Raw genomic sequence first — 14672 nt, 5'->3', positions numbered from 1 at the left:
GAGCGAGACTCCTCCCGGCCTCTCCGCGTCCCCCTTCGCGGGCCGGCCGCGGGACGACCGGACCCGCGTGCCGCTTCAGAGCAGGCCCCGGGCGGCCGCCGTGACTCCCGCCTGGAAGCGGGTGTCGGCCCCCAGTTTCGCCAGGACCGCCGCGACGCGCCGGCTGGCGGTCCGGGTGCTGCACCCCAGCTGGCGTGCGATGGCCTGGTCCTTCAGCCCCGCCTTGAGCATGCCCAGCAGCACCATGTCGTCCGCGTCGAAGGAGCCGGCCTCGGCGGCGGGCCCGGACGCCTCGGCGACGCGCCCGAGGGGCACGGCGCCTGCCCAGTAGGCCTCGTACAGCTCCATCAGCGCGTCCAGCATGCCGGACGGGTGGATGACGACGAGGTCGTCGTAGACCGGCCCGGACAGCGGGACCAGGGCCACCCGCCGGTCGATGATGTGCAGTTTGAACGGCAGGGAGGGCAGCACCCGGGACCGCTCGCCCCGTTCGGCGAGGCCGAGGAGCGTCGCGAACCGGCCGGGGCGCTCCATCGACTGCGGACAGTAGATCGACCGCACGTCCACACCGCGCTCCAGCCACGCACGCGTGATCGCTTCCTCGTCCTCGTTGCTGTGCTGCCGGCCGTCGGACCGCCCCATGTAGGGCGGACGGTCCAGCGCCCACACATGGCTGCTCGCCGACCTGGTGAGCTGGTCGACCCGCTCGATGACCGACTCGCGGTCCGACAACACCTCCACGAGGTTCCGCGGATCGTCGCGAAGCCGCCCCTCCCGGTACTGCTCGGCGATCCGGGCGATCTCCGCCCCCGCCGAGGACAGCTCGCTCTCCGCCTCGAACCGCCGCCTGGCGAGCAGGGGGACGAGCGCCGACTGGGGGTCCGTCGGCTGGTGGACGCCGTCCGCCGTCGCACGCAGCAGCCCCAGCTCCCCGAGGCGGGCCACGGACCGGTGGACGTCCCGCTCCGGCATGCCGAGGGAGGCGGCCACGTCGGCGACTGCCGCCCGACCGCGGTCCAGGAAGCTCCGGTAGACGCGTTCCTCGCACCCGGATATGCCCAAGGCCGTAAGCACGTGTGTGTACCTCCGTCGCCGCGTGTGTGTCATGTGTGGCGTGGACGGCCATGCGTCCAAACATGCCACCAGAGTATCTGGACACCTATCCGGGGGACAGCGTTCACTTTGCTCGCCGCGACGCTCGGTCGCGTACTCGTCGCTCTCTTCCTCCGGAGGAACGTGTGAGAACCACGTCCCGCAGAACTACCGCCTCCTGGGCAGCGGTGGTCTGCGCCGTCTCCCTGGGCGTCGTCTGTCCCGGACCACCCGCACAGGCGGTTCACGGCCAGTCGATCCCCGTCCCCGTCCCCGCCTCCGCGACCGCGGACGCTCCGGCCGGCCGCTACATCGTCACCCTCACCGACGCACCCGTCGCGCTCTACAAGGGCGGTACGGCCGACCTGGCCGCCACCGCTCCGGCACCGGGCGCCAAGGTCGACACGGGAAGCCGCGCCGCGCGCCGGTACCGTGACCACCTCCAGGACCGGCAGAGCGAGGCCGCCGCCTCCGTCGGCGCCAGGATCCGGGGACGTTACACCGTGGCCGTCAACGGGTTCACCGCGGACCTGACCATTGCTCAGGCCGCCCGCCTCAAGGACAGTCCCGGCGTCCTGGGCGTCAGCCCGGACGGACGGGTCGAGGCGACGGACGACTCCCGGTCCACCGACTTCCTCGGCCTGCCGGGCCCGCAGGGACTCTGGGCGAAGCTCGGCGGCACGGAGAAGTCCGGCAAGGGCGTGGTGGTCGGCGTGATCGACTCCGGGATCTGGCCCGAGAGCGCGTCGTTCGCCGGGGCAGCCCTGGGCACCGCACCCCCCACCGAGAAGGACCCCCACCGCCCCTACCGCGACGGCGACGCCGTCGTCATGCGGAAGGCCGACGGCTCCACCTTCACCGGCGCCTGCCAGACCGGCGAACGGTTCACCGCCGACGACTGCAACACCAAGCTCGTCAGCGCCCGTTACTACAACGAGGGCTGGCTCGCCCAGACGCCGGAACAGCGGCGGGGCGACTTCCTCTCCGCCCGCGACAACAGCGGCCACGGCACCCACACCGCCTCCACCGCGGCGGGCAACGCGGGCGTGCGGGCCTCCGCGGACGGACACGACCTCGGAGAGACCTCCGGAGTGGCCCCGGGCGCCGTCGTCGCCGCGTACAAGGCACTCTGGACCGAGAAGGGCACCACCGCCGCGAGCGGCTACGACTCCGACATCGTCGCGGCCGTCGACCAGGCCGTCGCGGACGGCGTCGACGTCCTCAACTTCTCGGCGGGCAAGGACCGCGAGTCGAAGCTCGACATGCCGGTCCAGCAGGCGTTCCTGGCCGCCGCCCGGGCCGGCGTGTTCGTGTCGGCGGCGGCCGGCAACGCCGGCGTCTCGACCGAGACCATCGACAACACCGCGCCCTGGACCACCACCGTCGCGGCCTCCACGATGGCGCCCACCGAAGCCACCGTGGAACTCGGCGACGGCCGTACCTACGTCGGCGCCAGCAACACCGTACGCGCCGTCTCCGGCCCCGTACCCCTGGTCCGCGCCCAGGACGCGAGGGCGGCCGGCGCCTCGCAGGACGACGCCCGGCTGTGCCGGGACGGAAGCCTCGACCCGGCCAGGACGGCCGGCAAGGCCGTGGTGTGCGACCGCGGCGTCACCCTCCGCCCGACGAAGTCGGCCGAGGTGGCCCGCGCCGGCGGTGTCGCCATGGTGCTGGTGAACACCGAGGACCTCGACACCGACAGCGACCTCCACGCCGTGCCCACCGTGCACCTGAACGTTCCGGGAGCCTCGGAGGTGCGCGCCTACGCGGCCGCGCCCGACGCGACCGTGACGCTGCGCACGGGCGGATCGACCGGCACCCCGTACCCGCAGATCGCGCCCTTCTCCTCGCGCGGCCCCTCGACGGAGAACAAGGGCGCCCTGATCAAGCCGGACATCGCCGCGCCCGGCGTCAGCGTCCTCGCGGCCGTCTCGCCGTCCGGCGACTACGGCCGCGAGTTCGACTTCATGACCGGCACCTCGATGGCCGCCCCCCAGATCTCGGGTCTCGCCGCGCTCTACTTCGGCGTCCACCCCACGTGGTCGCCGATGGCGGTGAAGTCCGCCATGATGACCACCGCCGTCGCCACCAGAACCGCCTCGGGCGGCGTGAACACCGATGTGTACCAGCAGGGTTCCGGCCAGGTCGACCCCGCCGCGATGCTCGACCCCGGTCTGGTCTACGACTCGACGGTCGAGGACTGGCTCGCCTACGAGGAGGGGCTCGGCATCGACACCGGCACGGGTGTCGCCCCCATCGCCCCCAGCGACCTGAACTACCCCTCGCTCTCCGTGGACCGGCTGCTGGGGTCGCGGACCCTCACCCGCACGCTGACCGCGACCCGCCCGGGCGTCTACCGGGCCTCGGCGGAACTGCCAGGGTTCCGCGTCGAGGTGAAACCGTCCACCCTGCGGTTCCGCCACGCCGGACAGAGTGCGAAGGTCACGGTGAAGCTGACGCGCACCACCGCGGCCTCCGGCGTCCCCGTCACCGGGAACCTGACGTGGACCGGCCACGGCCACCTCACCGTGCGCAGCCCCATCGTGGTGACCCCGCGGATGCTGGAGGCTCCCGGCCGGGTCGTCGGCGCCGCCACGGAGGAGGGAAGCCTCACGTACTCCGTGACCCCGGGCACGGAGAGGCTCGCGCTGACCTCCTACGCCCCGGTCGTGGGCCCGCCGGTCTCCGGTGAGGTGGCCACGGCCCGGGGCGACGTGCAGGAGTACACCGTCACCATCCCCGAGGAGAACAAGGCGGCCGAGTTCTTCGTCAGGACGGACACCCCCGACTCGGGCGTGTGGATGTACGTGGCCTCGCTTTCGGCCGACGGCCTGCCCGAGACACTGCTGGACTGGTCCTCGATGGGTTCGACGGCCCACCTCAGCCCGAAGCTCGCCCCCGGCCGGTACCTCCTCGCCGTCGTGGCCTCGGCCCACAGCCCCGGCACCTCGTCCACCGGCTTCACCCTGCGGACCAACCTGGTGAACGCGGACTCGCCGAAGACCGGAAGCTTCGACGTGTCGCCGACACGGCCCGAGACGACGCCCTACGAACCCTTCTCGGTCACCGGCAGGTGGTCCGGCGTGAGCGGGTCCCCGGCCACCGCGTACGTCGAGTACCCGGACGGCACCGGCACCGTGGTCAGCATCGGCGGCTGACATCGTCCCCCGGCGTCCCCTCCACCAAGGACGGGACGCCGGGCCGCTGCGCCTACCGGGGGACCTGTCCATACGTGAGTGGTACACAAACCGTAGGGCTCCCCCTATGGTCCACTCATGCGGCCGTTGTGCATGCTGAGATCATGTGCATCAACATCGTCGTCGTCGACGACGACCCCGAGTTCCGCCGCATCGTCACGACGCTGCTGAGGGCACGGGGCCTGCGTGTCGTGGCGGAGGCCGGGGACGGTTCCTCGGCCCTGACCGTGGTGCGGGCACATCGCCCCCATGGCCTGCTCCTCGATCTGCACCTGCCCGACATGAACGGTCTGAGCGTGGCCCAGCGGCTCGCCGAGGACGAGGTCCGGCCGCGGATCGTGCTGACCTCCACCGACGGCGCATTGTGGTCCCAGGAGGAACTGGAGGCGGCGGGCGTCGCGGGCTTCGTGGCCAAGGACAAGCTCGTCGACGCCGACCTGCGGAGCCTGTTCGCCTCCTCCACCCCCTGACGGGCCCCGGGGACAGCGCCACCGGCGGTGCCCCGCCGCCTCCCGCACGCCGCCTGCTGCCTGCTGCCCAGGATGGTCGTGCTCACCTTCGGGTACGCACGCCACACGCCACACTTGGGCCACGGCCCCGGGGGCAACCGAGCGCGGCGCCCAGTCTCCACCGCGATGCGAACGTTGATATGTTTCGGAATGTATCCGAGAAACATATCTAAGGGGTTGTGAAACATGGATCGTCAGCGCACACCTCACGCGGCACCCTCTGTCGATCCGCGGCACGAGGGAGACCGGAGCTACGACATCATCCTGGTCGGAGGCGGCTCGGCCGGCTGCGTCCTCGCGGCGCGGCTCACCGGCGACCCCGACCTGCGCGTGCTGCTCCTGGAGGCGGGGACTGCCGCCCCGGACCTGCCGGACGCCGTGGCGTTTCCGCCGGCCTGGCCCGCCCTCGCCGCGACGGAGGCGAACTGGGGCGACACGACGATCCCGCAGAACGGCGGTTCCTCCTCCGCCCGGACCGGACCCGCCATCGCGCTGCCTCGCGGCCGGGGCGTCGGCGGTTCCTCCGCGATCAACGCCATGGTCTTCGCCCGCGGCCACCGCACCAGCTACGACCGGTGGGCGGACCACGGAGCCAAGGGCTGGGGCTTCGACGACCTCCTTCCCTCCTTCCAGCGCACCGAGACCGCCGTCTGCGGCGGCGCCGGCCGCGGTGCGTCCGGCCCGCTCACCGTCGGCCCGACGGCCGACCCCCACGAGGTGCTGCGCGCCTGTCTCACCGGAGCGGTCGAGACCGGACAGCGCCGGGCATCGGACATCAGCGGCGGCGTGGAGGAGGGCTTCGCACCGGTCGACCTCAACATCGTCGGCGGCCGGCGCCAGAGTGCCGCCGACGCCTACCTCACCCCGGTGCTGAACCGCCCCAACCTCGACGTCGCCACCGGCGCCACCGCCCACCGGCTCCTGTTCGAGGGCGCCCGCTGCGTCGGCGTGGAGTACGGCGTCCAGGGCCGTGTCCACACCGCCAGGTCCACCCGCGAGGTCGTCCTGACCGCCGGCTCCCTCGGCAGCCCGCAGCTCCTGCTGCGCTCCGGGATCGGCCCCGAGCAGGAGCTGCGCGAGGCCGGGGTGGAGCTGTTCCACGCGTTGCCCGGCGTGGGCCGCAACCTGCACGACCACCCGCTGGTCAACCTCGTCCACCGCACCCGCCGCACCGTGCCGCCGGCCCAGGGCAACCACGGCGAGATCATCGGCCTGCTGCGCAGCACGCCCGAACTGGACGGCCCCGACCTCCAGATCCTCTTCATCGACGTCCCGTTCCCCAACCCGGTCGTCCCGGTGGACAACGGCTTCACCATCGGCGTCTCCCCGATGCTCCCGTTCAGCCGCGGCACCCTGAGGATCACCTCGGCCGACCCGTACGCGGCACCGGTGATCGACCCGGCCTACTTCACGGACGAACGGGACGTGAAGGCCGTGCTGTCCGGCATCGCCACGGCACGCGACATCGCCCGCTCCTCGGCACTCGCGTCCTGGGGCGTCGAGGAGGTCGCCCCCGGCCCCGACGTCACGGACCGGAAGTCGCTCGGCCGCTACGCCCGTACCGTCTTCCAGTCCTACTGCCACCCCGTCGGCACCTGCGCGCTGGGCGAGGACGAGGACTCCGTGGTCGACTCCGAACTGCGGGTCCGCGGGCTGGAGGGGCTGCGCGTCGCCGACGCCTCCGTCATCCCCTCGATCCCGTCGAACAACACCAACGCGACGGTGTACGCCATCGCGAAACGAGCCGCCGAACTCCTCCGCGCCGCCGCCTGACGGCACGCGCCGGGCCGAGACACGAGACCGGCCGAACGCCGGCCCCCGCGACGCGACCCGGGGGCGTGGAAGCCACCTCACTCGCCGAAGTCTCACGGTCTGAGGAATGCGAGGTGGCCTGGTCCAGCGCAAGACGCCCTCGAAGTGACGCGGCCATCGCCTGCACGACCACCGGGAAGAGGGCGAAGCCCTACCGCCGCCCCACTCCCAGCCCAGAGCTCCGCCCACTTCCTGCGGGGCGGGTCTCCGGGTGTCACGGATGCGTGCCCCTCGCGGAAACGGCTTGCTCCAGGTTCGACCGCACCAGCTCCACGAGCGGGTGGTCCTGACTTAGCACCCGCTCGGCGTCGGCGAGGGTCTGCATGTGCAGGGGGATGGCTTGGTCCAGGTCGCCCGCCTCCTCGTACACGAGTGCGAGGTTATTGCGCGAGACGAGGGTGTCAGGGTGGTCTGGGCCTAGTACTCGCTCTCGTTCGGCGAGGGTCTGCTCGTGCAGGGGGATGGCTTGGTCCAGGTCGCCTGCGCCCTCGTACGCGAGTGCGAGGTTGCTCCGCGAGACGAGGGTGTCAGGGTGGTCTGGGCCTAGTACTCGCTCTCGTTCGGCGAGGGTCTGCTTGTGCAGGGGGATGGCTTGGTCCAGGTCGCCTGCCTCCTGGTACGCACAGGCGAGGTTGTTGCGCGAGATGAGAGTGTCGGGATGGTCGTGTCCCAGCACTCGTTCGCAGTTGGCGATGGTCTCTTCGAGAAGGGGGATGGCCCGGCGCAGGTCACCTGACAACTGATGCACGCCCGCCAGGTTGTTGCGTGAGGTGAGGGTGTCGGGATGGTCGTGTCCCAGCAGGCGCTCTCGCCTGGCGAGAGTCTCTTCGAAAAGGGGTGTGGCCCGGTCCAGGTCGCCTGCCTGCTGGTACGCGTAGGCGAGGTTGTTGCGCGAGGTGAGGGTGTCGGGATGGTCGTGTCCCAGCAGCCGCTCTCGCTCGGCGAGGGTCTGCTCGTACAGCGGGGTGGCCCGGCCCAGGTCGCCAGCCGACTCGTACGCGCCGGCGAGGTTGTTACGCGAGGTGAGCGTGCTCAGGTGGTCCGGACCCAGCAGCCGCTCGTGTGCGGCGAGTGCGCGCTGGAAGGCGGGCAGGGCCAGGGACAGTGCGCCCTGGCCCTGCCGGTACGTGGCTGCGCGGTCGAGGGCACGGGCGGTGGCGGGAGTGTCATCGTTGGCGGGGTGGTGGCTGGTGAGGGCGTCGATGTGGGGGAGGAGCGCCTGGTAGCGGGGCCAGTTCGCGGGATCGTCGGCATTCCCGGGGTAGGCCGTGGCGAGGAGCGCGGCGGCGTGGTCGCGGGCACGGTCGATGTCGTCGGGGTGGCGGTGGGGGTCGTCGGGGTCGGGGGTGCGGGCGAGGGTCTGCACGAGGCGGTGGATGGTGAGGGTGCCGTCGTGGTTGTCCGTGATCATGTTGTAGGCGGCGAGTTTGCCGATTGCGGCATCGACCTCGATGGAAGTGGCGAGCGGCGCCAGCAGATCACGGGGGATGCGGTCGGGGGCGTACCAGGCGAGCAGGCGAAGCAGGTCGCCTGTGAGTGGGGTGATGGTATGGAGGCGGTCGAGTGTGAGGCGCCAGATGCGTGCGCAGGTGCGTGCGGAGTCGCCGCCCTCGGTGACGGCGGCGTACATCGCCGCGGGAGCGGAGGCGAGCCGGTCCAGGTAGGTCAGGGGGGTGGCGCCGGTTTCGGCGCAGTAGGCCGCGGCCTGTTCGACGGCCAGGGCGAGGTGCCCTAGCGCGGCGCAGACCTCTTGGGCGCCGGCATGGTCGCGGGTGCCGTGCTGATCGAGGATGTTGGTGAACAGTTCGACCGCGTCTTCGGGGTTGAGGACGCCGAGGCGGACGACGGTGGCGTGGTGGTGCCAGCCGCTGGCCAGGCGGGTGGTGACCAGCACTCTTCCGCCGCGGATCCGGTCCAGCAGCGGGCGGATGTGGCCAGGGGCCTCGACGTTGTCCAGCACCAGCAGCCACCTTTCTGGGTGGTTGGCGAGCCACCGGATCGCGCGTTCGGTCTGCACTTCGGCGGGGAGGCCAGCCAGGCCAGGCTGCAGGGCCCGGGCCAGAGCCGCTACCCCCGAGTCGACCGCGGGCGCGGTTTCGGCCGTGATCCACCATCGCACCGTCTCGTGCCGACCGGCGGCCCACTGGGCGGCGAGCGCTGACTTGCCCACCCCACCCAGCCCGTGCACCGCTTGGACGAGCACCTCTCCCGCCCCGGTGAACGCCTGGTTCAGAGCCGCGAGCTCGGAGGCGCGGCCGACGAACCCTCCGCCGGCGAGGGCCGGGATGTTGGATACTCCGCGTTCTCCTGCATCAGCCGGGATCGGGCCGTGAGCCTCGGGGGAGAGCACGAATGCCTGCTGGGCTTCGACGTGCTGGGTGACGGAACCGGTGACATCGCCGCCGGCGACGATCGCCCCGCCAGCTCCGCTCAGTTGAACCGGTGCTGTGGGCTGCTCTGTAGAAGCGGGGCGTTTCCTGATCACGAGCGGTACTCGGTGGTCGAGTCCTCGATGTCGCCGCCGGCGACGATTGCACCGTCCCGGCCGGCCAGTCCCTCTGCATCTGGTGTGGCGGGGTGGGATGGTGCGGGAGATGTGGCGGTGTAGTGGGTCGAGGAGCGGGTCACGTTCCCCCGGGCCACGATCGCACCCCGCTCCGCAACCACGGGCGCCACCGGAGCAGTCGTCGGTGCCGGGGCAGGCGTCGCAGTCGGTGCGGAGGTGCTGGTGGCAGCCGTGCGGAGCTGCCACAGCGCCGCGCCGGCCGCGACCAGTCCTGCCACCGCGCCGACGACGCCCCAGCCCTGAGCCGATCCTTCTGGGTGCGACACCGTCACCCACACCAGCATTCCCACCCCTGCGCCGGCCCCCATCAGGGCCAGTCCCCACCAGCACTTCCGCTGCCATGTCGTCATACCGCTCATAGTCGCCCAGTCGGCCAGGTTCTGTCCCGCGGATCATGAGGTCGTAGCCTGCGGCGCATGCACAGCACCCTGACCGAGCACGCTCGGTGCCTCTACGGAGACGAGTACCGTCCGACACCGGCGTGCGATCAGGAGCACCGCGAGCACTACTTCGTCGAGGAGCTGACGTTCGCTGACGCGGACGCGATCCTCTCGATGCTGCGTGAACTCAGCCCGCACCTGGTCGACGGCCACCTCCCGGTGTGGATTCGTAACCTCGCCTATCGGCTCGTGCTGCTGCAGCGGCCGGACGAGCCGGCTCTTCTGCGGGAGGCCGCGCAGAACCTGTGGTTGCACGGTCCAGACTGGGACGACATCGCGGCCAGGCTCACCCAGCAGGCCGAAGAGCTGGAAGCCCGCTGACGGACCAGGCCGTCAGCTCTTGAGCCACAGGCGGATCGAGGCCACGGTCACGGTCCCCGTGAAGAGGGAACATCATGACGGTCGTGCGCACGGGGGGGGTCTTCGCTGCCTACCTTGCGAATCAGGGACCCGGCGAGCCCGCATCGATGTCCACCGCTGTGGCGAACCAGGTGCACGAGAGGGTGCGGGCCGCGCCTGTCTCCTGAGCAGCCCGGCAGGCGCCGCAGAGGAATCTTTGCTGTTTCGCCCCGAGCCCCCGGACGGTCCTGCTGATGGTCCGGGTAGCTGTCAGGCCCCTCTTGGGAACTGTCGCCTTCTCTGCGCCTGATGAGGATCCGCAATAATGGCTCGGGTCGGACGTCCGTGAGAGGCCAAGTCAGCAACCTGCCTGGCGGATCGTTTCGGTTACAGCTGATACCAGTCGTCTCCGCCGACGCGCAGCGAACGGCCGAGGTAGTCGCGCAGGTCATTGGCCACCCACCTACGACTGTCGCTCTCGTGTTCCCAGACGAACACGTCCGGGCGCTGCGGCTTCTGCACGAAGGCGAACTGATCACCGCCCCCATTGCCACCGAAGAACATGAGGGCGTCGAAAGACATATAGAGCTGGCCGAAGGCCTCGTCGGACCAGAAGCGGAGGTTCTGCTCGACGATCTGATCGATGGTCCAGACAGTGTCCACGTGAGAGTGACCGAGCACCCCGTTGCTCTCCAACAGCAGGTGCTTAAGGTCCGTCGGCAGAGCTCGCCCCAGCCGCCTCTCGGCCTCGACGATCTCGGACGCCTCGACCGGATCCCGAAGCCCTGCATCAGGAAAGACTTCCTGCACTGACTGTCTCCACATGACAGCGAGCTTAGCCAAGGGCGAGGCGACGTCACTTCTGGTGAACATCCGCAGCACCCAAGATCGCCAACTATCGCCAACTGCTGCCCAAACCGCTGACCAACCGCTGCTACTTCTCGGGTCCTGGCACAACTTCCGTGATGGCTGGCTACGGGTCACTCTTCGTGGTCGCGGGCAGCTGGATGGCTTGGCGTGGACCCGAAAGCCAGCTATGTTGAACGTGTTCGAATTGAACGCGTTCAATCGGGGGAGTAGGTATGGAGCGTGGGCCTGTTCGTACGGGGCAGTCGGTGCTCGCGGTGGCTGCGGTCGTGTCTCTTCTGCCGGCATTGGCCATCGGGCTGCCCAGCGGGCTCGGAGGGATATTCCTCCTCACCGCCACGCCGGTATCCCTTCCCCTCTTCCTGCGACGCTCGCCTCAGGCGTTCGCCTGGGCGTCCCTCATCATCGGTACTGGCTTGCTGGCCTGGGCGGTGGTGGGTCTCATCGTGGGACTGTTCTTGTTCATCCCTGCGGCTCTGATGCTGCAGGCAAGCGCGTTCGTGGACGCTCGCACTCGGCCGGGCGTGCCGGGGGGAGTTGCCGCGTTGGGCGTTCCGCTGGCATCCGGCCTCATGTTCTACGGCATCCCTGGCCTCTGACGAACGAGCACTCCGGCGAAGTCGTGAGGCGGCTGTCCGCCGCGAGTGATCCACCTCCACAGAAGTTGTGCCAGAGCCCGTTCTCGCGTACAAGGCCATGCTGAAGTCGTCCGGGTTGCTCGGGTGCCGCGGTGATCCTGCAATCTGCGAGTTTCAGCGAGGTGATCAGGCAGCCGCCGGTGTTCCCGCGTGTGCTATTCGGCCAGGTCCGACGGCTTTGTGCCATTCATCGGCAACCCTCCTTCAACATCGCCAAGCCGCCGCTAGACAAGAGGTGACGGTGGCATCCAGCCGTCCGTGGAGTGAAGGACAGTCGGTGGGGAGGCCGGGGCGGTTGGTAACCATCAACATGGCGGTGCTGCTCGCAGTCGTCGTCATCTGGCGGCTTCGGCGGCGTACGGAGGCCCGCAGCCGCTTCGACGAGAAGCTGACCGTCGTCATCGTCCTGGCACTGGGCGTCCTGCTCGCCCCCACCGCCGTCGGCGAGGGAATTTTGAACGTCCTGGGGCAGCTGGCGGGCAGCGTTACCCAGGCCAGCCGATGAGCCCCCGTACACGCACGGGCCGGACAGCACCCGCCGGCGCGCACAGCAGAGCACAGGCCCAGGGAGCGGGGAAGTGATGGCGGCACGCCGATCGCGCCGGCGCTTGAAGAAGCAGACCCGCAAGAAGCTGCAGGTCTGGGGTGCGGTGGCGGCGCTGATCGCTGTGGTGTGGGTTGCCGGGAACTGGTCGATGGTGTGGCCCGTCCTGGTCGCCGTTCTCGCCGCGGCCGTACTGGGCGGGGCCGGCTGGGCGCTGCTGCGGGCGCACCGCCGTGCGGTCGGCAGGGACCGGGCGTGGCGGGCGCAGGAGGAGGCACGGGCGCGTGAGTTGTCCATGGCCCAGGTCGACGCGCTGACGTGGCAGGAGTTCGAGACGTACGTCGCGGAGCTGTGCCGGCGGGACGGCTGCAGAGACGTCGTCGTCAGCGGCAAGAGCGGCGACCTGGGCGCCGACGTCGTCGGCTACCTGGCCGACGGCCGCAAGCTGGTCATCCAGTGCAAGAAGTACGCTCCGCACCGGAGAGTGCCTTCACAGGACATGCAGAAGTTCGTCGGTACCGCCCGCCTCGAGCACAGAGCAGACGTCGCCCTGTTCGTCACCACTGGCCACGCCTTCACGAGGGACGCACTCGGCCTGGCACTGCGCCAGGACATCGTGGCCCTGCACCGCGACCTGCTGGGCTCCTGGGTCAAAGGCGCTCACCTGGAGAGCCTGATCCCGCTGAACGGCAGCGGCAACGGCAGCGGCGGCGGCACCAGGCGGCGCCCCTCTGTCTGACCGACCGAAGGGAATGACGGACAGCAGGACCCTGCGAAGGGATCCACCGGGCCCTGCTTGCCGTACGCCCTCCCGGCCTCGAGAGGCGTCAGGGGCCAAGCTCCTCGATGGGCGCCGGGGCTGCTCTGTCGCGGGGGGCCCAAGTCTTTGGTCAAGCTGGTCGGGTGTGAGCTCGGGGCGTCTGGAACGATGTGTCCGTGCATGCTGATGACCAGGTTGGTGAGGGCGTCCCCGCGGAGCTCGCGGCGTTCCTGCGGGGTGCGGTTGACGGCCGCCCGGTGAAGATCGCTCCTTCCGTGTGTGGATGCGGCGGCCGCGTGTTCTTCGTGTTGGTCAATGCGTCCGGTGTGGAACGGGAGTGCTCTGGCTGCAGCAGCCGCGCGTTCATCGCGGACAGCGAGGAGTACTGGAACGAGGAGTCCTGGGAGGACGACGAGCCCGGTGCGGCCGGCTGCCCCTGCGGGAGCGAGGAGTTCGAGGCCGCGGTCGCGTTCTCACTCGGCGACGATGGATCGGTCCGCTGGGTGACCGTGGGCCTGCGGTGCATCAAAGACGGATTCTGCGGGGTCTATGCCGACTGGAAGATCGACTACAGCCCCACGGACCACCTCTTGACCATGGTCTAGGTCTGCGGCGCGACGGCCCGGACCGGCTGCGGCGGAGCATCGCGAAAAGGACGTCGGCCCGTCGTCGGGCGAGGCAGAGCAGGGCCTGGTGTGGTGCTTGCCCTGGGCGATCTTCTTGTCGTAGTAGGCCCGGGATGCCGGGTCGCCCAGGGCGGCGAACGCGGAGAGGAAGAACGCTCGTTTGAGCTGCTTGTTTCCTCTCCTGGAGGGCTGTTCACCGCGGATCGATGAGCCCGAGCTCCGGGTCGCCGGGGCGAGACCCGCGTAAGCGGCGAGGTGGCCGGCGGTCGGGAAGGTGCTGCCGTCACCGACCTCGATCAGGATCCGGGCTCCGGTCCTGACGCCGATGCCCGGCATCGAGGTCAGGACCTTCGAAAGAGGGTGGGCCTCCAGCAGTTCCTCGATCCGCCCGGCCAAAAGCCTGCGCTGGTCGAGCACGGCAGTCAGGGATGCGGCCAGGCTCGGGACGATCAGCGCGGCCGCCTCCGGTGCCCGGGACCGTCACGGTCTGCTCGTCCAGGGCGGCGAAGATCTCCTCGACCAGCCGCTCGGCCATCCGCGGCCCCTTCGGCCTCAGCAGGGTGACCAGCCGCCGCCGTCCGGCTTTGCGGATCTGGGCCGGTGACCCGAACCGTTCCAGCAGCGTGAGGACGGCCGGGTGCTGCAACCGCGGCCACAGCACCCTTTCCAGCGACGGATGGATCTGGGTCAGCAGGCCGTGCAGCCGGTTCGCGACCCTGGTCGCTTCGCCGGCCAGGTCGTCGTCGAAGCCGACGATCATCTCCAGCTCGGCGATCGTCTCGCCCTCGCCGTCGATCGCCCGCAGCGTGTGAGGCATCGTTACGGGTCGCCTTCCCGTAGCTGGTCGACGGCGTCGGCGCACACCAGGCGCAGGCCGGGGGTGTCGGGGTAGCGGTCGAGGGCGCGCTGGTGCTGCGTGGGGGAGGCGTGGACGGTGGTGGAGTGTCGGCGCCGAGAGCCGCGAGACGGGCCGCATGCCGGCCGACCCCGGCTCTCAGGTCCAGGACGCGAAGGCCGGCCACGTCACCGAAGGCGTCGATGCCGGGGCCGGCCTGCGGGATGTCCCAGGCCCAGCCGTCCAGTTCCGGCAGGTCGAAGGCCCGGCCGAGCTGATGATGGCCGTAGAGGGTCCAGATCTCGCCGATGTCCTTCTCGACGTCCGGCACGAGGTACTTCCTTCCGTTCGTGGGGCGGATGGTCAGGTGAGGAGGGTTTGGCAGCGCAGGACGTCGAGATCTGCGGTCCGCACGACGGGCCAGCCCGTCGCGAGCAGCTTGGCCTC

Annotated in this window: 12 protein-coding genes and 1 pseudogene; 8 read left to right on the top strand and 5 right to left on the bottom strand. The window is 70.3% G+C overall.

Annotation, left to right across the window (positions count from 1 at the left end; translation table 11 throughout):
* Window positions 1-75 precede the first annotated feature (75 nt).
* On the bottom strand, window positions 76-1074 hold the full coding sequence (locus IF73_RS0120395) for a helix-turn-helix domain-containing protein (protein WP_031010082.1): 999 nt from the start codon (window positions 1072-1074) through the stop codon (window positions 76-78).
* Window positions 1075-1238: 164 nt separating this feature from the next.
* Between IF73_RS0120395 and IF73_RS39665 the strand changes: the two genes are divergently transcribed.
* The 3 genes from IF73_RS39665 (at window position 1239) to IF73_RS0120380 (ending at window position 6571) form a co-directional block, all read left to right on the top strand.
* Window positions 1239-4250, top strand: a complete 3012-nt coding sequence (locus tag IF73_RS39665; protein ID WP_234338292.1) for a S8 family serine peptidase — start codon at window positions 1239-1241, stop codon at window positions 4248-4250.
* A gap of 143 nt (window positions 4251-4393) precedes the next feature.
* Entirely contained in the window at window positions 4394-4759 is a 366-nt protein-coding gene (locus IF73_RS0120385; RefSeq protein WP_031010077.1) for a response regulator, read from the top strand.
* A gap of 225 nt (window positions 4760-4984) precedes the next feature.
* The gene (locus tag IF73_RS0120380) at window positions 4985-6571 is read left to right on the top strand and encodes a GMC family oxidoreductase (protein WP_037879831.1); all 1587 of its coding nucleotides are present in this window, start codon (window positions 4985-4987) and stop codon (window positions 6569-6571) included.
* Between the two features lie 253 nt (window positions 6572-6824).
* Here IF73_RS0120380 and IF73_RS0120375 read toward each other — a convergent pair whose 3' ends face one another.
* Window positions 6825-9095: a tetratricopeptide repeat protein gene (locus IF73_RS0120375; RefSeq protein WP_051717073.1), complete on the bottom strand. Its 2271-nt coding sequence runs from the start codon at window positions 9093-9095 to the stop codon at window positions 6825-6827.
* Window positions 9092-9526, bottom strand: coding sequence for a hypothetical protein (locus IF73_RS42095; protein WP_158822079.1), 435 nt, complete (start codon window positions 9524-9526; stop codon window positions 9092-9094). Before IF73_RS42095 ends, IF73_RS0120375 begins: the two co-directional genes overlap by 4 nt.
* 66 nt (window positions 9527-9592) lie before the next feature.
* On the opposite strand from IF73_RS42095, the gene IF73_RS0120370 reads away from it, so the two are divergent.
* Complete coding sequence (locus IF73_RS0120370; protein ID WP_031010070.1) at window positions 9593-9937, top strand: hypothetical protein; 345 nt, start codon at window positions 9593-9595, stop codon at window positions 9935-9937.
* 405 nt (window positions 9938-10342) lie between these two features.
* Here IF73_RS0120370 and IF73_RS0120365 read toward each other — a convergent pair whose 3' ends face one another.
* Window positions 10343-10765: an SMI1/KNR4 family protein gene (locus IF73_RS0120365; protein ID WP_234338291.1), complete on the bottom strand. Its 423-nt coding sequence runs from the start codon at window positions 10763-10765 to the stop codon at window positions 10343-10345.
* Window positions 10766-11037: 272 nt separating this feature from the next.
* Here IF73_RS0120365 and IF73_RS0120360 point away from each other — a divergent pair, with 272 nt between their 5' ends.
* The 4 genes from IF73_RS0120360 to IF73_RS0120345 all read left to right on the top strand — a co-directional run bounded on the left by IF73_RS0120360 (window position 11038) and on the right by IF73_RS0120345 (window position 13369).
* A complete protein-coding gene (locus tag IF73_RS0120360) occupies window positions 11038-11421 on the top strand; it encodes a hypothetical protein (protein WP_158822077.1) in 384 nt (127 codons plus the stop codon).
* A gap of 349 nt (window positions 11422-11770) precedes the next feature.
* Entirely contained in the window at window positions 11771-11965 is a 195-nt protein-coding gene (locus IF73_RS0120355; protein ID WP_420706569.1) for a hypothetical protein, read from the top strand.
* Between the two features lie 76 nt (window positions 11966-12041).
* Window positions 12042-12743, top strand: a complete 702-nt coding sequence (locus IF73_RS0120350; protein WP_031010060.1) for a restriction endonuclease — start codon at window positions 12042-12044, stop codon at window positions 12741-12743.
* 197 nt (window positions 12744-12940) lie between these two features.
* Window positions 12941-13369: a hypothetical protein gene (locus IF73_RS0120345; RefSeq protein WP_031010058.1), complete on the top strand. Its 429-nt coding sequence runs from the start codon at window positions 12941-12943 to the stop codon at window positions 13367-13369.
* Between the two features lie 31 nt (window positions 13370-13400).
* Here IF73_RS0120345 and IF73_RS37815 read toward each other — a convergent pair.
* A pseudogene (locus tag IF73_RS37815) lies at window positions 13401-14210 on the bottom strand (IS110 family transposase); the annotation flags it as partial.
* Window positions 14211-14672 lie beyond the last annotated feature (462 nt).

It is taken from the genome of Streptomyces sp. NRRL F-5727 (assembly GCF_000719555.1).
In the GTDB taxonomy this organism is placed as follows: Bacteria; Actinomycetota; Actinomycetes; order Streptomycetales; family Streptomycetaceae; genus Streptomyces.
Note: the sequence above shows the minus strand (reverse complement) of the source record. Positions and strands in the feature narration are given on the sequence as shown.

What these genes read in the sequence shown, in the direction of transcription:
- IF73_RS0120360 (WP_158822077.1), top strand. Translation starts at nt 11,038, where the DNA reads ATGGAGCGTGGGCCTGTTCGTACGGGGCAGTCGGTGCTCGCGGTGGCT.
- IF73_RS0120350 (WP_031010060.1), top strand. Translation starts at nt 12,042, where the DNA reads ATGGCGGCACGCCGATCGCGCCGGCGCTTGAAGAAGCAGACCCGCAAG.
- IF73_RS0120385 (WP_031010077.1), top strand. Translation starts at nt 4,394, where the DNA reads ATGTGCATCAACATCGTCGTCGTCGACGACGACCCCGAGTTCCGCCGC.
- IF73_RS0120380 (WP_037879831.1), top strand. Translation starts at nt 4,985, where the DNA reads ATGGATCGTCAGCGCACACCTCACGCGGCACCCTCTGTCGATCCGCGG.
- IF73_RS0120355 (WP_420706569.1), top strand. Translation starts at nt 11,771, where the DNA reads ATGGCGGTGCTGCTCGCAGTCGTCGTCATCTGGCGGCTTCGGCGGCGT.
- IF73_RS42095 (WP_158822079.1), bottom strand. Translation starts at nt 9,526, where the DNA reads ATGACGACATGGCAGCGGAAGTGCTGGTGGGGACTGGCCCTGATGGGG.
- IF73_RS0120370 (WP_031010070.1), top strand. Translation starts at nt 9,593, where the DNA reads ATGCACAGCACCCTGACCGAGCACGCTCGGTGCCTCTACGGAGACGAG.